At 73.3% G+C, this 18949-nt stretch carries 17 protein-coding genes; 9 read left to right on the top strand and 8 right to left on the bottom strand.

What is annotated here, in order from left to right; genetic code table 11:
* Nucleotides 1-15: 15 nt before the first annotated feature.
* From IF46_RS34780 to IF46_RS0114955, 5 genes are all read right to left on the bottom strand, one after another.
* A complete protein-coding gene (locus IF46_RS34780; RefSeq protein WP_198041443.1) occupies nucleotides 16-192 on the bottom strand; it encodes a hypothetical protein in 177 nt (58 codons plus the stop codon).
* A 93-nt stretch (nucleotides 193-285) separates the two neighbouring features.
* A complete protein-coding gene (locus IF46_RS0114970; protein WP_030488947.1) occupies nucleotides 286-3672 on the bottom strand; it encodes an error-prone DNA polymerase in 3387 nt (1128 codons plus the stop codon).
* Between the two features lie 51 nt (nucleotides 3673-3723).
* Complete coding sequence (locus IF46_RS0114965; protein WP_030488946.1) at nucleotides 3724-5286, bottom strand: DNA polymerase Y family protein; 1563 nt, start codon at nucleotides 5284-5286, stop codon at nucleotides 3724-3726.
* Entirely contained in the window at nucleotides 5283-6008 is a 726-nt protein-coding gene (locus IF46_RS0114960) for a hypothetical protein (RefSeq protein WP_036392198.1), read from the bottom strand. Before IF46_RS0114960 ends, IF46_RS0114965 begins: the two co-directional genes overlap by 4 nt.
* A 102-nt stretch (nucleotides 6009-6110) precedes the next feature.
* The gene (locus IF46_RS0114955) at nucleotides 6111-6560 is read right to left on the bottom strand and encodes an SAV_6107 family HEPN domain-containing protein (RefSeq protein WP_030488944.1); all 450 of its coding nucleotides are present in this window, start codon (nucleotides 6558-6560) and stop codon (nucleotides 6111-6113) included.
* Nucleotides 6561-7081: 521 nt separating this feature from the next.
* Here IF46_RS0114955 and IF46_RS0114945 point away from each other — a divergent pair.
* The 5 genes from IF46_RS0114945 to IF46_RS0114925 are packed head-to-tail and all read left to right on the top strand — an operon-like array spanning nucleotide 7082 to nucleotide 11889.
* On the top strand, nucleotides 7082-7843 hold the full coding sequence (locus tag IF46_RS0114945) for a monooxygenase (RefSeq protein ID WP_030488943.1): 762 nt from the start codon (nucleotides 7082-7084) through the stop codon (nucleotides 7841-7843).
* A complete protein-coding gene (locus IF46_RS0114940) occupies nucleotides 7840-8391 on the top strand; it encodes a GNAT family N-acetyltransferase (RefSeq protein ID WP_030488942.1) in 552 nt (183 codons plus the stop codon). The genes IF46_RS0114945 and IF46_RS0114940 overlap by 4 nt, the downstream gene beginning before the upstream one ends.
* Nucleotides 8388-9266: a carotenoid biosynthesis protein gene (locus tag IF46_RS0114935; protein ID WP_030488941.1), complete on the top strand. Its 879-nt coding sequence runs from the start codon at nucleotides 8388-8390 to the stop codon at nucleotides 9264-9266. Before IF46_RS0114940 ends, IF46_RS0114935 begins: the two co-directional genes overlap by 4 nt.
* Nucleotides 9263-10390, top strand: a complete 1128-nt coding sequence (locus tag IF46_RS0114930) for a glycosyltransferase (RefSeq protein ID WP_030488940.1) — start codon at nucleotides 9263-9265, stop codon at nucleotides 10388-10390. Before IF46_RS0114935 ends, IF46_RS0114930 begins: the two co-directional genes overlap by 4 nt.
* Before the next feature lie 11 nt (nucleotides 10391-10401).
* A complete protein-coding gene (locus IF46_RS0114925; protein WP_030488939.1) occupies nucleotides 10402-11889 on the top strand; it encodes a phytoene desaturase family protein in 1488 nt (495 codons plus the stop codon).
* 37 nt (nucleotides 11890-11926) lie between these two features.
* Here the strand turns inward: IF46_RS0114925 and IF46_RS0114920 are convergent, their stop codons facing one another.
* Nucleotides 11927-12616: a CDP-alcohol phosphatidyltransferase family protein gene (locus IF46_RS0114920; RefSeq protein WP_030488938.1), complete on the bottom strand. Its 690-nt coding sequence runs from the start codon at nucleotides 12614-12616 to the stop codon at nucleotides 11927-11929.
* 41 nt (nucleotides 12617-12657) lie between these two features.
* Nucleotides 12658-13575, bottom strand: a complete 918-nt coding sequence (gene metF, locus IF46_RS0114915) for a methylenetetrahydrofolate reductase [NAD(P)H] (protein ID WP_030488937.1) — start codon at nucleotides 13573-13575, stop codon at nucleotides 12658-12660.
* A 240-nt stretch (nucleotides 13576-13815) separates the two neighbouring features.
* On the opposite strand from metF, the gene IF46_RS32545 reads away from it, so the two are divergent.
* A complete protein-coding gene (locus tag IF46_RS32545) occupies nucleotides 13816-14205 on the top strand; it encodes a helix-turn-helix domain-containing protein (protein WP_051723920.1) in 390 nt (129 codons plus the stop codon).
* Between the two features lie 9 nt (nucleotides 14206-14214).
* A complete protein-coding gene (locus tag IF46_RS0114905; RefSeq protein WP_030488935.1) occupies nucleotides 14215-15297 on the top strand; it encodes a polyprenyl synthetase family protein in 1083 nt (360 codons plus the stop codon).
* A 133-nt stretch (nucleotides 15298-15430) separates the two neighbouring features.
* On the opposite strand, the gene IF46_RS0114900 is transcribed toward IF46_RS0114905, so the two are convergent.
* Nucleotides 15431-15820, bottom strand: coding sequence for an Rv2175c family DNA-binding protein (locus IF46_RS0114900; protein WP_030488934.1), 390 nt, complete (start codon nucleotides 15818-15820; stop codon nucleotides 15431-15433).
* A gap of 188 nt (nucleotides 15821-16008) precedes the next feature.
* On the opposite strand from IF46_RS0114900, the gene pknB reads away from it, so the two are divergent.
* Together pknB and IF46_RS0114890 are read left to right on the top strand one after the other, a co-directional pair.
* Nucleotides 16009-17997: a Stk1 family PASTA domain-containing Ser/Thr kinase gene (pknB, locus tag IF46_RS0114895; protein ID WP_030488933.1), complete on the top strand. Its 1989-nt coding sequence runs from the start codon at nucleotides 16009-16011 to the stop codon at nucleotides 17995-17997.
* Nucleotides 17997-18866, top strand: coding sequence for a deoxyribonuclease IV (locus IF46_RS0114890; RefSeq protein ID WP_030488932.1), 870 nt, complete (start codon nucleotides 17997-17999; stop codon nucleotides 18864-18866). The genes pknB and IF46_RS0114890 overlap by 1 nt, the downstream gene beginning before the upstream one ends.
* Nucleotides 18867-18949 lie beyond the last annotated feature (83 nt).

Raw genomic sequence — 18949 nt, 5'->3', positions numbered from 1 at the left:
GCGGTCGACGGTCGGTCAGGCCTCGGCGCCCTCGGCCTCGTCCTCCGCCCGGGACCGGCGCTCGTTGGCCACCGGACCGTTTGTCACCTCGTACTCGCGGGGGTCGGCGAGGTGCGACGGCACCCAACCGGCGCCCAGTCGGGTCCGCCGGGCGTTGGCGATTCCATCGGTGTACGCGTGATTACCCGTCACTGTCGTTCCCCCTCATGGATCACGGGCCGCTCTGCCCGCTCGGGACGAGTCTCCCGCTCGGCGGTGCCGGAAACCGTAATGTGGATCACTCTTTCACCGGAAGTCACGAGAGGCGGGACTCACCGGTGGCTCGATGGCGTCCAGCCGGTCGGCGACCAGGTTGGTCACCCCCTCGTGCCGTTGCAACCGCCCCCGGACCACAAGCGCGGCGCTGCTGCGCGCCACCCGCCGGTAGCGCTGCCACAGCCCCGGCGAACAGGTGACGTTGAGCATCCCGGTCTCGTCCTCCAGATTGAGGAAGGTGACCCCGCCCGCGGTCGCCGGACGTTGCCGGTGGGTGACGATGCCGCCGACCCGGATCCGTTGCCCCGGCTCCACCCGGCCGAGTCGGGCGATCGGCACCGCGCCGAGCACGTCGAGCTGGCCCCGGATGAACCGGGCGGGGTGGCTCTCCGGCGACAGCCCGGTGGCCCACACGTCGGCGACCAGCCGGTCCACCGCCTCCATCCCGGGCAACGTCGGCGCCGCCGCGCCGGTCACCGTGCCGGGCAGCCGGCCCGGCCGGTCCTGGGCTGCCGCGCCGGCGGCCCACAGCGCCTGCCGCCGGGTCAGCCCGAAACAGGCGAAGGCGTCCGCGGTGGCCAACGCCTCCAGCTGCGCGGCGGTGAGACCGAGTCGCCGGGCCAGATCAGGCATGTCCCGGTACGGCCCACCGGTGACCCGTTCGGCCTCGATCCGTTCGGCCACGTCGACGCCGAGGGTCCGCACGCTGGACAGGCCGAGCCGGACGCCGGGGCCGCCCAGCCCCCAGGCGTGCGGCGGCTCCCCCGGCCCGCTACCCCACCGGGTGTCCGGGGTGGACTCCAACACCGCCTTCGCGCCGCTGGCGTTGATGTCCGGGCGACGGACCTCCACCCCGTGCCGGCGGGCGTCGTCGACAAGGGTCTGTGGAGAGTAGAAACCCATCGGCTGGGCGTTGAGCAGCGCGGCCAGAAACGGCGCCGGGTGGTAGCGCTTGAGCCAGGAGCTGGCATAGACCAGGTAGGCGAAGCTCATCGCGTGGCTCTCCGGGAAGCCGTAGCTGGCAAACGCGGTGAGTTTGCGGTAGACGTCGTCGGCCAGTTCGCCGGTGATGCCCCGCTCGGCCATGCCGGCGTAGAGCCGGTCGGCGATCCGGGTCATCCGCTCGACCGACCGTTTGGCGCCCATCGCCCGGCGTAGCTGGTCGGCCTCGGCCGCGTCGAAGCCGGCCAGGTCGATGGCGAGCTGCATCAGCTGCTCCTGGAACAGCGGCACACCCAGGGTCTTCTCCAGGGCATTGCGCATCAACGGGTGCGCGAAGGTCACCGGCTCCTGACCGTTCTTGCGCCGGATGAACGGGTGCACCGAACCGCCCTGGATCGGGCCGGGTCGGATCAGCGCCACCTCCACCACCAGGTCGTAGAACTCGCGGGGCTTGAGCCGGGGCAGGGTGGCCATCTGAGCACGGCTCTCCACCTGGAACACCCCGACCGAGTCGGCCCGGCAGAGCATGTCGTAGACCTCCGGGTCGTCCAGGGTCATGTCGCCCAGGTCGAGCCGGGACCCGATCATGTCGTAGCCGTAGTGCAGGGCGGAGAGCATGCCCAGGCCGAGCAGGTCGAACTTGACCAGGCCCACCGCCGCGCAGTCGTCCTTGTCCCACTGCAGGACGCTGCGCCCGGGCATCCGCCCCCACTCCACCGGGCAGACCTCGATCACCGGCCGGTCGCAGATCACCATGCCACCGGAGTGGATGCCCAGGTGCCGAGGGAACGTCTGCAACTCGTTGGCGTACTCCACCACCTGTTCGGGGATGTTCTCGACATCGACCGTGGCCACCGAGCCCCACCTGTCGATCTGCTTGCTCCAGGCGTCCTGCTGCCCCGGCGAGTAGCCGAACGCCTTGGCCACGTCCCGCACCGCCGACCGGGGCCGGTAGGAGATGACGTTGGCGACCTGGGCGGCGTGCTCCCGGCCGTAGCGGGTGTAGACGTGCTGGATCACCTCCTCCCGGCGATCGGACTCGATGTCCACGTCGATGTCCGGTGGGCCGTCCCGCTCCGGGGCGAGGAACCGCTCGAAGAGCAGTTGGTGCCGGACCGCGTCCACATTGGTGATCCGCAACGCGTAGCAGACCGCCGAGTTCGCCGCCGAACCCCGACCCTGGCAGTAGATGTCCTGGTCACGGCAGAACGTGACGATGTCGTAGACCACCAGGAAGTAGCCGGGAAACCCCAGCTCCTCGATCATGTTCAACTCGTGGTCGAGTTGCGCGTACGCCGTCGGGTGCGCCTGCGGTGGCCCATAGCGCTCGTGCGCCCCGTCAGCGGTCAGCTTCCGCAGCCAGCTCATCTCGGTGTGCCCCGGCGGCACCGGGTACGCCGGCAGTTGCGGCGCGACGAGCTGAAGGTCGAAGGCCAACTCGGCGCCGAACTCGGCGGCCCGCGCCACCGCACCCGGGTACGCGGCGAACCGGGCCGCCATCTCCGCGCCGCTGCGCAGGTGGGCGGTGGCCGCCGCCGGCAACCAGCCGTCGATCTCGTCCAGGCTGCGGCGGGCCCGGACCGCGGCGACGGTGGTGGCCAGCCGACGCCGACCGGGGCTGGCGTAGTGCACGTTGTTGCTGGCCACCGTCGGCAGCCCGGCCGCGGCGGCCAGCTCGGCGAGCGCGTCGTTGCGGTCGGCGTCGACGGGATGGCCATGGTCGGTCAGCTCCACCGCCACCGTCTCCGCGCCGAAGAGCGCGGTCAGCCGGTCCAACTCACGGGCCGCCGCGTCCACCCCCTCGGTGAGCAAGGCCCCCGGCACGTGCCCCTTGCGGCAGCCGGTCAGCACCAGCACGTGGTCACGCAGCTCGGCGGCGACCTCCTCCAACTCCCCGTAGACCGGGCGGCCCTTCTCCCCGCCGCGTAGCTGGGCGCGGGCGATGGTGGTGGCCAGCCGGGCGTACCCCTCGTGGCCGTGCGCGAGCACCAGCAGGTGCGCGCCGTGCGGGTCGGGCTCGCCGTTCTGCGGGCCGGGCAGCCCCAGCGACAGCTCCGCGCCGAAGATGGTCGGCAGGCCCAGCGTACGAGCCGCCTCGGCGAAACGGACCACCCCGTAGAAGCCGTCGTGGTCGGTGACGGCGAGCGCGGTGAGCCCCAGCCGGGCCGCCTCCTCGGCCAGCTCCTCCGGGTGGCTGGCACCGTCGAGGAAGCTGAAGTTGGTGTGCGCGTGCAGCTCCGCGTAGGGCACCACGCCGTCGGGACGGGTCAGCTCCGGCGGCTGGTACTGCTCGCGGTGGCGGCTCCAGGCCGGTGAGTCGCCCCCGTCGGCGTCCACGGCTAGCGGATCCACCACGTGCAGGTGTCGCTTCTCGCGCGACCGCCCACCGCTCGACCTACCGGAGCCGCCGTTGGCCCGACCGGAGAGCACCTGCTCAAGCTCCGACCAGGGCATCTTCGGGTTGTGGAAGCTCATCCCCGCACTCCCTGACCGGCCCCTGACCTGATCGGGCCACGGGCCGTGCACTCAGTCATAGATCGCCTCCACCAACCACTGCCCGGCCTCGACGGCCAGCAGCAGGGCGGCGCCGTCGGCCAGGCTGACCTGGAACCGGGCCCGGCGGCGGGCCTCGGCCGGTGCCCACCAGCGCTCGTCCACCGGCCACGGGCCGGCCCAGCCCACGATCTCCGCCGGCTGGCCGGTGCCGACCACCAGCCGGGCCGGTGGGGCGCTGACCGCCAATCGCGCGCTGATCACCACCGGCTCGCCGGCGGCGTCGTGCACCGTCGCCGCGAGCGGACTGGGCAGCACCACCGCCGGCGCGGGCGCCGGCAGCCGACCGGGCCACGGCGGAGCATCGGGACGGGCGGGAAGGCGTTCGTCGCCCCACGGCACCAGTCGCACCTGGTCGGCCGGGGAGCGCCCACCCCCGAGCACCGCGGTGACCACCGCCTCCGGGCCGAGGATGCCCTGCACACGGCTCAACGCCCGGTGCGCGCGTTCCCGCTCCTCGCCGGTCTCCCCCCAGAGGCCGGCCTGCAGACCGGCCTGGGCGATCACCCCGTCCGGGATCAGTCGCAACCGGATGATGCCGGCCGTCGGCCGGGCCGGTCGGGCGCCGGTGCGGCCGTTGCTGCCGGAGAGCCACCCGTCGAGCTGCCAGCGCACCCGGTCGGCGATGGCCGCGGCGGTGAGCAGGCCATCGTGCCGCCACACCCGGTGCAGCTCCTGCCCATGCTCGGTGACCGCCTCGATGCCGAGCCGGGTGCAGGCCAGCCCGTGCCCGGCGAGCCGCTCGTGCAGCTGCTCAGCCAACGCCCGGGCCACGAACGCCGCCGAGTCGACCCGGTCGATCGGCTCGTCGTGCTCCGCGGTCACCGTCAGGTCGGCCGGCGGCTGCCGGACCACGAGTGGGCGGTGGTCCCGCCCGGCGGCCAGCCGATGGGCCAGCGCACCGTCGAACCCGAACCGGGCCAGCACGTCGCCGGCCGGCAGCGCGGCGAAGTCGCCGAGGGTCCGCACCCCCAGCCGGCGCAGCAGATCGGCCAGCGCCGACCGGCCGAGCGCCTCGACCGGCAACCCGGCCAGGAACTCCGGTGTCCCGCCGGGTGCCACCACCCGGCCGGCACGAGCGGCCAACCCGGCCGCGAACACCCCGTCGGCGATGCCGACCTGGCTCTCCACCAGGCACGACTGGGCCACCTGCTCGATGATCCGCTCGGCGGCCGCCTCCTCGCCGCCGAGGTAACGGCCCGGCCCCCGGGCGGCCACCGCGCAGGCGCCCGGACGGACCACCTCGACGCCGGCGACCAACTCCTCCACTGCGGCGACCACCGGCTCGAACGCCCGAGCGTCCCGGCCTGGGTCGTACTCCACGACGGTGAGCTGCGGGCAGCGCCCCTGCGCCTCCCGCTTGCGCAGCCCTCGACGCACACCCTCGGCGCGGGCCCGCTCAGAGCAGGCGACCACCCGGTTGGCGTGCAGCACGGCAACCGGGCCGGTCGCCGGCACCCCGTCGACGATCTCGGCGGCGAGCACCGGCCAGTCCGGGCACCACAGCAGCAGAGTCCGTGCCGGCGAGCCGGTCACCCCCGGCCGACCAGGGCGAGCGGCGTGGCCGGTCGGCCCACCGGCGACGGCAGCGTACGGGGGATCACCCGAGTCAGCTCGTCACCCGGGAGCCAGACCTTGATCTCCTTGGGTCGGGCGGCCGCCCCGCGCCCACGCGCCGAGACGGTGATCTCCCGACGGCGCAGCCGCCCCCGACCCCGTCCAAGCCCCTCCCAGACCCCACGGACCACCTGCAGTGTCACGTCGGCGCCGTCCCACCGGCCGTACGGGACGAGCACGCTGCCGCGCTGCCGGGCACGGGCGGCCAACCGGGTGGCGACCGAGGCGGAGACCGCCGCCGGCACGGTGGTGACCACAACGTCCACCCCGTCGATCAGCGCGGCGACCACGGTGGCCCACTCGGGGCCGGGGTTCGGCACCAGGGCCAGCCGGTCCAGGGCGATGCCCAGCTCAGCGGCCGCGCCCACGCCGAACGTCGGCACACCGACCACGGCGCACCACGAGCCGGCCCGGGACGCCTCGGCGAGCAGGGCCAGCATCAGCGAGGTGCCACCGCTGCGGCGGGGCTGGCCGGCGGCGACCGCGATGGTGCTGCCCCGGCGCAGGCCCCGGTTGGGCAGCAGACCGGTCAGCTCGGGCACCACCGGCAACACCCGGTGACCACCGACCGGATCGGGTGCGCTCGCCGGACGCACCAGATCGGCCAGCGCGGCGGAACCGACCACCATGCGGCCCGCCATTGGACCAACTCCCCCGTCGTTGCTGTGGATCAGATCAGGACCGACACGCCGTGCCGCCGGCCGTCCGGCTCCCCCCACGGGGCGGCCGGTGGCACGGCGGGATCAGGCGGCGAGGCCGTCCAGGGCCGGTTGGTGAGCCACGCCGAGCGCGGTTTCCACCACCGTGACGAACTGTTCGGCAGCGCGGAGCAGATCGTCGGCCTCCCGGGCGCTGACCACCCGGGGGATGCCGGCCTCGGCGGCGGCGCGCTTGCTGGCCCCGGCGGCGAAGAACCGGGACCATTCGTCGAGCTCCGGAGCGACGGCGCTGAGGAGGACCCAGACACTGGTGATCCGGTTGCGTCGACTCGGCGCGGGTCGGGCGCGGGCGGCGAGCAGGGCGGCCGCCGCGCGCAGGGCCGCCAGGTGGGCAGCCGCGTAGCGCAGGCCGTCAGGTCGGGTCTGGGCGGCCTCGACCAGCCCACGGCGGGCCAACGTGAGGAGTTGGGCGGGGGTGCGGTGCGGCAGCACGTGCGCCGGCACCGTCGGTGCCTGAGCCGGGTTGGTCGGCATGGATGTCTCTCCTCCACGTGGCCGAGGCGTCGCTGCGGCGCGCTGATGCCGCCGACGAGACGCCGAGGTCGGGTGGTGCGGAGGAAGACGCACCGGGTGTGGCCGGCCGGGTGTGGATGCTTCCCCACACCACACCCGGCCGGCGGACCGGCGGGTGCGTCGCCCGCCGCCCGGGGGTCGTGGGCGGCGGGCAACGCTCCTGCCTGTTGGGACCAGGCTCGCGACTGCCCGGAAACCCAGGTGCGGCCCGCGGAGCCGCACCGCCCGGAGGTGGCGCCGCGAAACGCCGCGCTCCGGCTGGTTGGAACGGGCGTTCGAGGCAATCGAACACTCGTTCTAACTGCTGCTGACAGTACACCTCCCCTCCGACGAAAATGCAACGTGTGACGCGCCGGGCGTGCCGGCCGGGTGAACCCACACCGGCGAACCGGGAAGAATGACTACATGCAGCCACACCCGAACGTACGAGCGGTGCCGGACGCGCTCACCGCCGGCAGCCCGGCCGAGGTGGCGTGAGCGAGCTGAGCAAGCAACCCAGCGGGCACAGCAGCACGGCTCCGGAGCTGGTCACGCTGCACGTATGGCGGACCTCCCGAGGCGCGCTGCCCCGGGCGCTGACCCGGATGGCGGTGGACCCACGCCGGTTGCGGGCCCTCCCGGGCGCCCGGTTCGGCAAGCTGCTGGGCACCGGGACCGGCACCGACTTCGGGCCGAGGGACGCCGACCTGACCCGGTGGGCGGCGCTGACCGTCTGGGACTCCCCCGCCGCGGCGGCCGACTTCGACGACTCGTCGGTTGGGCGCGCCTGGGCCCGCATCGCCCACGCCCAGGCCCGGATCGACCTGCGCCCGCTGACCAGCCGGGGCGAGTGGTCCGGCCAGCGGCCGTTCGGCGACCCGTCGGGCGGCCGGGTCACCGGCCCGGTCCTGGCCCTGACCCGAGCCCGGCTGCGGGCCCGCCGGGCTGCCACCTTCTGGCGGGCGATCCCGCCGGTGGCCGCCGCCCTGCGCGACGCGCCCGGGCTGCTGGCCCGGTTCGGGGTCGGGGAGGCGCCGCTGGGCTGGCAGGGCACGGTGAGCGTGTGGCGCGACCCGACGGACCTGGTGGCGTTCGCGTACCGTCACCCGGAGCACCGGGCGGCGATCATGCGAACCCCCACTGCGGGTTGGTACGCCGAGGAGTTGTTCGCCCGGTTCGAGGTGCGCGACGTGGTCGGCGACCGGTCGGTGCTCGGGTGGGTCGCCGACGGCGGCCCGGAAACGGTGAAGGGTGGACGGGCATGAGGTTGGTGCGCTGGACGCCGGACGATCTCGTCCGGCGGCTGGACGACGTGGTGGCCGTCTACGGCGAGGCGATGGGATACCGCACCGACCTGTTGGAGGCCCGGCGCGGCTACATCGCCACCCACGTCCGCCGGCCGGGTTTCCGAGCCGTCGCCAGCCTGACCAGCGAGGGGCACCTCGCCGGCTTCGGCTACGGCTACCTGGGCGCCTCCGGCCAGTGGTGGCACGACCAGGTGCACCGAGCGCTGGACGCGCCGACCAGCAAGCACTGGCTCACCCACTGCTTCGAGGTGGTCGAGCTGCATGTCCGGCCACCGGCGCAGGGGCACGGCCTGGGCGCCGGCCTGCTGCGCGCGCTGCTCGGCATGGCGGAGGGCGACACCGTGCTGCTGTCCACCCCGGAGGCCGACGAGCAGACCTCGCGGGCCTGGCGGTTGTACCGGCGGTTCGGCTTCGTCGACGTGCTGCGCGACTTCCACTTCCCCGGCGACGAGCGACCGTTCGGCGTACTCGGTCGGGATCTGCCACTCGAGCCACCGGCGTCATGACCCGGCGGATCTCCTGGACGCTGCTCGCCGTCCTGGTGCTCGCCCAGATCTGCTACCCGCTCACCACCGGCGCCACCCGGGCCGGGCTCACCGTGGCCACCGTCGTCCTCGGTTGGCTGCTCTCAGTCGGCCACGCGCTGCTCAGCCGGGGCCTACGGGTGGCGGCGGCGCTGGTCGTGGTGGCCACCGGCGGCGGGTTCGCGATCGAGGCGATCGGGGTGGCCACCGGTGTGCCGTTCGGCAGCTACGACTACTCCGGCGAGCTGGGCCCCAAGCTGGCCGGCGTGCCGCTGATCATTCCGCTGGCCTGGACCTGGATGGCCTGGCCGGCCTGGCTGGCCGCGGTCCGACTGACCGGCGGCAGCACCGCGACGGCCGGCGGCAGCGGGTCGACAGCCGGCGGCACCGGGCCGACGGTGGGCCGATGGGTGGGGCGGATCGCGCTGGCCACGGTGGGGCTGGCCGCCTGGGACCTCTTCCTCGACCCGCAGATGGTGGCCGAGGGCTACTGGGTCTGGCGCGACGCCACACCCGCGTTGCCCGGCCTGCCCGGCATCCCGGTCAGCAACTATCTGGGCTGGCTGCTCTTCGCGGTGCTGCTGATGAGCGCGCTACGTCCGCTGGCCGGGCCTGCCGCCGAGCACACCGACCGGCGGGACCACCCGATGATCGCGCTCTACCTGTGGACGTACTTCTCCAGCATCCTGGCCCACGCCGTCTTCCTCGACCTGCCCGCCTCGGCGCTCTGGGGCGCCGCCGGCATGTCGGTGACCGCCGTACCCCTGGCGGTGACCCTGCTGCGTGCCCAGCGCAGCCGCCACCTCCGGCCGGAGGCCCATCAGCCACACCGCCCCGGCGTCGACGCGACCCGATGACCGTCCTGCTCGCCCTGCTGGTCGCTGTCGCCGCGTTGACCGGGCACACCTGGCTCAACGCCACCCGCCGGCTGCGTCGGCCCACCGACCGGCCCGACGACGTCGATGAGCCGATCGCCGTGCTGCTGCCGCTGCGCGACGAGGCCACCCGCGTCACGCCCTGCCTGCGCGCCCTGCTCGCCCAGCGCGGCGTACCCGGGCTGCGCATCGTGGTCCTCGACGACGGGTCCACCGACGGCACCGCCGACGTGGTCCGCGCGGTGGCCGGCGACGACCCCCGGGTCACGCTACTCACCGGGGTCGCTCCACCGCCGGGCTGGCTGGGCAAGCCGCACGCCTGCTGGCAGCTAGCCAGCCAGGCTGACCCGGGCGCCACCGCGCTGGTCTTCGTCGACGCCGACGTGGTGCTCGCCCCGCACGCCGTGGCCGCTGCCGTCACCGAGTTGCGCGCCGCCGGTGTGACGCTGCTGTCGCCGTACCCCCGGATCGTGGTGACGACGGCGGCCGACCGGTTGGTGCAGCCGCTGCTGCAGTGGCTCTGGCTGACCTTCCTGCCGCTGCGCGCGATGGAACGCTCGCCGCGGCCGTCGCTGGCCGCGGCGGGCGGACAGTTCCTGGTGGTGGACCGGGCCGGCTACACCGCCGTCGGCGGGCACGCCACGGTCGCCGAGAAGATCCTGGAGGACGTCGAGCTGGCCCGGGCGGTCAAGCGGGCCGGTGGGCGGATCGCCCTGGCCGACGGCTCCCGGCTGGCCACCTGCCGGATGTACGACGACTGGCCGCAACTACGCGACGGGTACTCGAAGTCGCTCTGGGCGTCCTTCGGGCACCCAGGCGCGGCGGCGGCCGTGGTGGTGGCGCTGCTGTTGCTCTACACCGCCCCACCGCTGATCGCGCTGGCAGGTGCGGCGACCGGTGCGCCGGAGGTGGCCGCCGTGGGGCTGGCCGGCTATCTGCTCGGGGTGGCCGGGCGGGTGCTCACCGCCCGCGCGACCGGAGGCCGGTGGTGGCCCGACGCGCTCGCACACCCCGTGTCGGTCGTGGTCCTCGGTTGGCTGACCCTGCGGTCGTACCATCTGCGAAAGCGACGCCGTCTGACCTGGCGGGGTCGCCCGGTCAGCTAGGGAGGCGCGGCATGGCGCGGATCGTGGTCGTCGGCGCCGGGGTGGGTGGTCTCGCCACCGCCGCTCGGCTGGCCGCCACCGGGCACCAGGTAACCGTCTTCGAGCGGGCCGACATGGTCGGCGGCAAGCTCGGCCGGTACGCGCACGACACCCCGGCCGGGTCGTTCCACTTCGACACCGGGCCGAGCCTGCTCACCCTGCCCGAGGCCTTCCACGACCTGTTCGAGGCGACCGGGGCGAAGCTCGACGAATACCTGGACCTGGTGCCCCTGGACCCGATCGTCCGGCACGTCTTTCCAGACGGTGGCCCGACCCTGGACTCGTGCGCCGACCCGGTGGAGTTCGCCGCCCGGATCGGGGCCGCCTTCGGTGACCGGGCGGCAGCCGACTGGCAGCGGCTGTGGCGCCGGGCGGCGCGGGTGTGGCAGGCCTCCTCGCGGGACATCCTGCGCCGTACCGTCGATTCTCCCCGCGATCTCGCGTCGCTGGCCTGGCGCGTCGGCGACCTGGCCGCCATCGCCCCGGGCCGCAGTCTGCGCGGCCTGGGCCGCCGGCACCTGTCCGACCCGCGGCTGCGGATGATGCTGGACCGGTACGCCACCTACACCGGCGCCGACCCGCGTCGGGCACCGGCGGCGCTGGTCGCGGTCCCCTACGCCGAACTGGCCTTCGGCGGCTGGTACCTGCGGGGCGGGCTGGGCACGCTCGCCGACGCGCTGCTGACCCGCTGCCTGGACCTCGGCGTGGTCGTGCAGACCGACACCACGGTCACCCGGATCGACGCCACCGGCGGCCGGGTGCACGGGGTACGCCTCGCCGGTGTCACCGCGCCGGTCCCCGCCGACGTGGTGGTGGCCAACACCGACGCGCTGACCGTCTACCGTGACCTGCTGCCACACCCGGGTCGGCTGGCCGGGCTGACCGACCGCAGCCTCGCCGGCTTCGTGCTGCTGCTCGGCGTCTCCGGCAGCACCGGGCTGGCCCACCACAACGTCTTCTTCCCGGACGACTACGACGCCGAGTTCGACGCGGTCTTCGGCGACCCCGGGCGCGGCGTACGGGCCCGGCCGGCAGCCGACCCGGCCGTGTTCGTCACCGTGGCCGACGACCCGATGGTCCGCCCCGCCGGACACGAGGCGTGGTTCGTGCTGGTCAACGCACCTCGCCACGGCACCGCGGCAGGCGCGGTCGACTGGCGACGCCCGGGGCTGGCCGACGCGTACGCCGATCGGATCCTGGACGTGCTGGCGCGGCGCGGCGTGGACGTGCGCGACCGGCTGCTGTTCCGCGAGATCCGCACCCCCGCCGACCTGGACGTGACGACCGGAGCGCCGGGTGGCTCGATCTACGGCACCGCCGGCGGGCTGCTCCGCCCGGCCAACCGGGGCCCGGCGAACGGGCTGTGGCTGGTGGGCGGCTCTACTCACCCGGGCGGCGGGTTGCCGATGGTGACCCTCTCCGCGCAGATCGTCGCCGACGAGATCGGCCCCGCCTGGTAGACCCGATGGGCCTCTAGCCTGTTTCCGCGGCGCCTGCTCAGCCGGCGTCGAGTAGGGCACGGCGGATGCTGGAGAGCAGCTGCCCCAGGCCGAACCCGGCCAGCAGCACCCAGACCGCGGTCGCCATGGTGATGGTGCCGGCGGCCAGATCCGGCTCGATCAGCCCGGCCAACCCGGCGACCAGCAAACCGGCGAGCGCCACCGAGACCCGGGTGGGACGTTCGCCCACGGTCACCGCGCCGATCTCCCGCATACCGGCGGCGACCGCCCGCGCTCGAACGTACTCGTGTAACCAGGACAGCGCGCCGCCCGCGACGACCAGCCCACCCGGCGCGCCCAGCAGCCAGAACGCCAGCAGCCAGGCCACCTCACCGAGCCGGTCGGCGACCGAGTCGTAGACGTAGCCGAGCCGGGTGGTGCGGCCGGTGGCGACCGCCACCGCACCGTCCACGCTGTCCGCCACGGCGGCGAGCAGCACGAACAGCGCGCCGAGGAACGGCCCGTCTCCCGGCCGGGTCACCAGCAACGGTACGCAGAAGCAGAGCAGCACCCCGGCCGCGGTGACCGCGGTGGGGCTGACCCGGAGCCGACCCAGCACATACCCGACGTGGTAGGCGAACCGCAGCCAGGCGCGTACCACCGGCGCCGCGACCCGAGGGTCGAACCCGCCGTGCAACCGCGCCCACGCCGTGGCGTACTGATCCCAGTTCAGCTGTGTGCCCACCACGGATCAACCGTCATATCGGGCATCAGGTGTCGCAGGCGCGTTCACACCCGCGCGCCGGCCTTCAGGTTCTGCCAGACCTCGCGGGTCGCGGTGGACCGGTTGAGGGTGATGAAGTGAATTCCCGGTACGCCCTCGTCCAGCAGTCGGCGGCACATCTCGCTGGCCTGCTCGATGCCGAGCCGGCGGACCGCCTCCGGGTCGTCGGCGACGCGTTCGAAGCGGGCCGCCAGCGCCGGTGGGAACGGCGCACCGGACAGCTGCACGGACCGCTCGATGGTGCCGAACTGGGTCACCGGCATCACGCCGGCCAGGATCGGGGTGTCACAGCCGGCAGCGGCGACCCGATCACGAAGCCGCAGGTAGTCGTCGGCCTCGAAGAACATCTGCGTGATCGCGAACTCCGCGCCGGCACGGCACTTGCGGACGAACTGCGCGGTGTCGCTGGCCACGTCGGGCGAGCGGGGGTGCTTGTACGGGAAGGCCGCCACACCGACGCTGAAGTCGCCGGCGTCGCGCACGAGGCGGACCAGGTCCTCGGCGTAGTCCACGCCCTCGGGGTGGCGGACCCACTCGCCGCCCGGGTTGCCCGGGGGGTCACCACGAACGGCCAGCACGTTGCGCACTCCCACCCCGGCGAGCCGGCCGACCACGTGCCGCAGCTCGGCGACGGAGTGGTTGACCGCGGTCAGGTGGGCCATCGGCAGCAAGGTGGTGTCGGTGGCGATCCGCTCGGTCACCGCGACGGTGGTGTCCCGGGTCGAGCCGCCCGCTCCGTACGTGATCGACACGAACGACGGACGCAGCGACTCCAACTCGCGGATGGCCTGCCAGAGCAGCTGCTCTCCCGTCTCGGTCTTGGGCGGGAAGAACTCGAACGAGAAGGTTGGCTGGTGCTCACGGATGAGCTCCCCGATCGCCGGCTGCGGATTGGGGAGTATCGAGGGAAGACCGAGCGCCACGACCCGACTCTAGCGGTCGACGCCACCAGGACCCAGGCCCTTCCCACCCAGCGGCCGATGCCGCCCCCGCGCGCTCCGACCGGGCGGGCGTCGTACCTCCACGGTAGAAAGGGGCAGTGCGGGAGGGCGGCGGGGGTGGCCCGGTTCCCGTGCGGGGGTCAGCAACCGAGCGATGACGAGCCGGTCCCGTCCGGTAGGGCGGCTGGGTCGTCACCGCACCGACGCCCGCCAGGAGGACCCATGATCTCGTCCGCATCGCCGCGCCCTGCGCAGCTCGGGCCGCTGTTGGTCCGGTGCCGGCTGGCCCACGGCTGGAGCCAGCAGCGAGCCGCCGCCGAGTTGTGTGCCGCCTCCGGGGTGCCGACGCTGAGTCGGCACGAGATTTCCCGGTGGGAACGACAGCGTCGCGTGCCAGGTGGGTTCTGGCTCGGCTGGCTCGCCGTCGTCCTGGACGTGCCGCTGGTGGCGCTCGCCGAGGCCGCCGCGGCCACCCGTCGGGCCGGCTCGACACGGGCCACCGGGCCGGGCCGCGCCGCGCTGGCCGGCGCGCGAGCGTCTGGGCGAACGGGCCCCGGCCGCACCGGCGGGACTACGCGTGGCGGTGGAGCACGAACCAGGGCGACCCGCTAGCGTCGGGGCGTGACCCACGCTGCTCCCGTGTCCCCCGTCGACCGCGCCGGCCTGCGACAGCGGGTCGACAAGGCTCTCACCGAGTTCCTGGCCGGCCAACGGGTCCGGCTCGCCGCCGTGGACGACGCACTGGGTCCGGTGGCCGAGGCGATCGAGGCGTTCGTGCTCGGCGGCGGCAAGCGGCTGCGTCCAGCATTCGCGTACTGGGGGTTCCGGGGCGCCGGCGGGGTGGATGGCGACCAGGTGCTCACCGCCCTGGCCTCGCTGGAGTTCGTGCAAGCCAGCGCCCTGATCCACGACGATCTGATGGACCGTTCCGACACCCGTCGTGGCGAGCCGGCGGTGCACCGGCGATTCGCCACCCGGCACCGGGAGGCCGGCTGGGGCGGCGACCCGGACAGTTTCGGCGACGCCGCGGCCATCCTGCTCGGCGATCTTTGCCTGGTCTGGTCCGACGAGTTGCTGCACTCCTCGGGCCTGGACCTGTGGTCGTTGGCCCGGGCCCGGCCGGTCTTCGACGAGATGCGCACCGAGGTCACCGTCGGGCAGTATCTCGACGTGCTGACGCAGGCCACCGGGGACACCTCGGTGGAACGGGCCAGCAAGGTCGCCCGGTACAAGTCCGCGAAGTACACCGTCGAGCGTCCGATGCTGCTCGGCGCCGCGCTGGCCGACGCGACGGAGGACGTGCGGACGGCCTACTCGGCGTATGGGCTGCCGCTGGGCGAGGCGTTCCAGCTCCGCGACGACGTGCTGGGGGTCTTCGGTGACCCGGCGCTGACCGGCAAGCCGGCCGGGGACGACCTGCGCGAGGGCAAGCGCACCTATCTGGTGGCGGCGGCCGTGGAGGCCACCGATGACGTAGGCCGCGAACTGCTGCTCAGCCGGCTCGGCGACCCCGAGCTGGACGAGCAGGGGGTGGCCCGGCTCCGCGAGGTGATCTCGGGGAGCGGGGCGCTGGCCCGCACCGAGCAGCGGATCGTCACACTCACCGACGCCGCCCTGGCCGCACTGACCGCCGTCGACCTCGACACCGAGGCCCGACAAGCCCTGGTCGACCTAGCCATAGCCGCAACCCGCCGAGCCGACTAACCCCGCCACACCCACCCACCCCGCCCCACCTACCCCACCCACCCCGCGCGTGATCATGAAGTTATTGCCAGCTCGCTCGGCGTGTCGTGGCAATAACTTCATGATCAACGGGGGGCGGTGGGATTGGCGCGGGTTAGAAGCCTTGGGCTTGAGCTCGGCGTTTCACCTCGCGGGCCTGGTCGCCGGAGAGGGCTGCCGCTGGGGTGCCGCCGGGCAGGGTGTCGTCCGGCTCGTAGAGCCAGCGCAGGACTGCCTCGTCGTCGTAGCCGTTGTCGGCGAGCAGGTTGAGCACGCCGGGCAGGTGCTTGAGCGCGGTCTGGTTGGCCACCAGGTCCGCTGGGATCCGGCGGACGCCGTCGCGGCGGACCGCCAGCAGCTCCCGGTCACGGATCATCTGGTGCACCTTGCTGATCGACACGTCGAGGCGTTCGGCGACGTCGGGCAGGGTCAACCAGCCGGCCGGGTCGGTGGGTCCGGCGAGCTCCAGGCCGGGCGCGGCCTGGTCGGGTACGGGTTCGGTCACCCGACCACCCTGCCACGCCGCCGCCGCGACGAGTCACCGGCACCCCGGGCTACTTGTCGGTGCTCACTTTCTCGACCACCGCTGACCAGCGGATAAGGGGCGACGAGCGCGGTGGGACGAACCAGTTCGGCGTACGGCTGTAGCATCCTGTTCAACCTTCACCCTCTGGACACATAGACTGCCTGCCGATGGACACACAGGTCGCCGACACGTTGCTGGGCTCGCTGATCGACGGGCGCTACCGCATTCGCGGTCGCGTGGCCCGTGGTGGCATGGCGACCGTGTACACCGCCACCGACGAGCGCCTTGAGCGCACCGTCGCTGTCAAGATCATTCACCCGACCCAGGCGAGCGAGGCACGGGCTCGGATCGCGAACTTCGTGGCTCGGTTCACCGACGAGGCGAAGACCATCGCCCGACTGACTCACCCGAACGTGGTGGCGGTCTACGACCAGGGCACACACGCCGGTCTGCCGTACCTGGTGATGGAGTATGTCCGCGGCCGCACGCTGCGTGACGTGCTGGCCGAGCGGCGCCGACTCAACCCGGACGAGGCCCTGGCCATCGCCGAGCAGATGCTCGCCGCGATCGCCGCCGCGCACCGGGCCGGTCTCGTGCACCGCGACGTCAAACCGGAGAACGTGCTGGTCGCGGAGGCACCCACCGGTGGCGTCGCCAACCTGGTCGACAGCGTCGTGAAGGTGGCCGACTTCGGGCTGGCCCGGGCGGTGGAGGCGAGCGCCGACGAGGAGCAGGGCAACCAACTGATGGCCACCGTGGCGTACGTCGCCCCGGAGTTGGTCACCGAGGGCCGCGCCGATCCGCGCACCGACGTCTACTCGGCCGGCATCGTGTTGTTCGAGATGCTCACCGGTCGTGTGCCCTACGACGGGGACCGTCCAGTGGATGTCGCCTGGCAGCACGTCGACCGTGACGTGCCGGCGCCCTCGACGCTGGTGCCGGGCCTGCCGTCGGCCCTCGACGACCTGGTGCAGCGGGCCACTCGACGCGATCCCGGCGCACGGCCCGCCGACGCTGGCGCGTTGTTGGCCGAGGTGCAGGTTGCCCGGGATCGCCTGGGTGACGCCAACAGCCACACCGCGGTCCTCCGCCCGGTGAGCGACGAACCGCCGATCTCCCAGCCGACCATGATGGTCGCGACGGTCCAGCCGCCCAACCGCCCGGCGTGGGCGCGGCTGCCCGAGGGGGCCAGCACGCAGGGGCCGGGCCGGCGTCGGGCCGCCGCGGAGCCGGCGGAGGGCCTGGGTGCCCGGTTCGCCGCGCTGCGCAGCTCGATGCTGGGCAACTCCCATGGCCGGCTGGCCGTGGCGGCTGTGGTGGTGGCGCTGGGTCTGGTGGCCGCGATCGGGGGTTGGTGGTTCGGCGTCGGCCGTTACACGGACGCTCCGCAGCTGGTGAGCCTGAGCAAGGCCGAGGCACAGGCGCAGGCCGACCGCGCCGGGCTCGTCCTCACGTACGCTGAGCCGCGCTTCGACGAGAAGGCCCCGAAGGACAGCGTGCTGGGGCAGAGCCCCGCGTCCGCTGCCAAGATCCTCAAGGGTGGCACGGTCACCCTGACCCTCTCCCTCGGCCCGGAGCGTTTCCCCGTGCCGGACGTGATCGGCAAGGAGTACGAGCTCGCCGAGGCGGACCTGCTCAACGTGAAGCTGGTGGTGGCCAAGGGGTCCGCCCGCTACGACGACAGCCTGCCGGCCGGGGTCGTGGTGGACAGCTCCCCCAAGGTGGGCACCGAGGTCAAACCGGGTGCGAAGATCACCCTGATCATGAGCCGGGGCAGGGCGCCGGTGACGGTGCCGAACCTGGTCGGCAAGAGCCTCACCGAGGCCCGGACGACCCTGGCCCAGCTCAAGTTGGAGCTGGTGGAGACCTACAAGGACTCCGACAAGCCGAAGGACGAGATCCTCGGCCAGAGCCCGGCCGATGGTGCCGGCGTGGAGAAGGGTGCCCAGGTCAAGCTGGACGTCAGCAAGGGCCCGCCGGCGATCGTCATGCCCCGGGTGATCGACCTGCCCTGCCAGCAGGCCAAGCAGGCGTTGGAGAGCCAGGGCTTCCCGGTCACTGTTGCGCTCAACCCGAACGCCGTGGTCCGGATCCAGATCCCAGGCGAGAATTCGCAGGTGCCGCCGGGCACCCCGGTCACCCTGACCTGCTTCTGATGTCGGCGATCTCCGCGCGCCCGGTGGGCGCGCACACTCCGACCTCCGGTGGGCTGGCGAAGGCGGCCCTGCCGTATGCCGACGCGACCGGTGCGCAGGTGGTGCAGGTCTACGTCTCCAACTCGCGGGGCTGGGCACTGCCCAACGGTGACCCCGCGCAGGACGCCCTGTTCCGTGATGGTTTCGCCGAGCGGGGCATCCCGACCTTCATTCACGCCGCGCTGCTGGTCAACCTCGGCTCACCCACCCCGGCCACGGTCGAGAAGTCGACCCAGACGCTGGCGCACGCGCTGCGTCGGGGCGTGGCGATCGGCGCGCAAGGGGTGGTGTTCCACGCGGGCAGTTCGGTCGACGAGGGGCACGCCGAGGCGGCGATGCGGCAGGTCCGGCAGGAGTTGCTGCCGCTGCTCGACTGGGCCGCCGACGCTGGCGGGCCGATGTTGCTGGTCGAGCCGAGCGCGGGCGGAGGCCGGTCACTCGCCTCCCGGGTGGAGCAGCTCGGGCCCTACCTGGACGCGGTGGACGGGCACCCCATGCTCGGGGTCTGCTTCGACACCTGCCATGCCTGGGCGGCCGGCCACGACCTGGCGGCCGAGGGCGGCATGACGGCGACCCTGGACACCCTGGTGGCGACGGTCGGCGCAGACCGGCTGCGGCTGGTCCACGCCAACGACTCGAAGGATCTGTGCGGCTCCACCCGGGATCGGCACGAGAACATCGGCAAGGGCACCATCGGCGAACCCGCCTTCGCCGAACTGATGGCCCACCCCGCAACCGCTGGCGTCCCGATCGTCGTGGAAACCCCCAGCGAAAAGCACGTAGGCCACGCCGCCGACATCACCACCCTGACCCGCCTGTCCCACCCCTAAAGACCCAACCTTGTTGATCAAGAGGTTTGCGTCACCCGGCGACCGGAATCTGACGCGAACCTCTTGATCACCGAGGTGAACAG

The sequence above is a fragment of the Micromonospora chokoriensis genome (genome assembly GCF_000718555.1).
Taxonomy (GTDB): domain Bacteria; phylum Actinomycetota; class Actinomycetes; order Mycobacteriales; family Micromonosporaceae; genus Micromonospora; species Micromonospora chokoriensis_B.
This window is presented reverse-complemented; position numbering and strand designations above follow the sequence as displayed.

What these genes read in the sequence shown, in the direction of transcription:
- IF46_RS0114970 (WP_030488947.1), bottom strand. Translation starts at nt 3,672, where the DNA reads ATGAGCTTCCACAACCCGAAGATGCCCTGGTCGGAGCTTGAGCAGGTG.
- IF46_RS0114960 (WP_036392198.1), bottom strand. Translation starts at nt 6,008, where the DNA reads ATGGCGGGCCGCATGGTGGTCGGTTCCGCCGCGCTGGCCGATCTGGTG.
- IF46_RS0114955 (WP_030488944.1), bottom strand. Translation starts at nt 6,560, where the DNA reads ATGCCGACCAACCCGGCTCAGGCACCGACGGTGCCGGCGCACGTGCTG.
- IF46_RS0114940 (WP_030488942.1), top strand. Translation starts at nt 7,840, where the DNA reads ATGAGGTTGGTGCGCTGGACGCCGGACGATCTCGTCCGGCGGCTGGAC.
- IF46_RS0114935 (WP_030488941.1), top strand. Translation starts at nt 8,388, where the DNA reads ATGACCCGGCGGATCTCCTGGACGCTGCTCGCCGTCCTGGTGCTCGCC.
- IF46_RS0114930 (WP_030488940.1), top strand. Translation starts at nt 9,263, where the DNA reads ATGACCGTCCTGCTCGCCCTGCTGGTCGCTGTCGCCGCGTTGACCGGG.
- IF46_RS0114925 (WP_030488939.1), top strand. Translation starts at nt 10,402, where the DNA reads ATGGCGCGGATCGTGGTCGTCGGCGCCGGGGTGGGTGGTCTCGCCACC.
- IF46_RS32545 (WP_051723920.1), top strand. Translation starts at nt 13,816, where the DNA reads ATGATCTCGTCCGCATCGCCGCGCCCTGCGCAGCTCGGGCCGCTGTTG.
- pknB (WP_030488933.1), top strand. Translation starts at nt 16,009, where the DNA reads ATGGACACACAGGTCGCCGACACGTTGCTGGGCTCGCTGATCGACGGG.
- IF46_RS0114890 (WP_030488932.1), top strand. Translation starts at nt 17,997, where the DNA reads ATGTCGGCGATCTCCGCGCGCCCGGTGGGCGCGCACACTCCGACCTCC.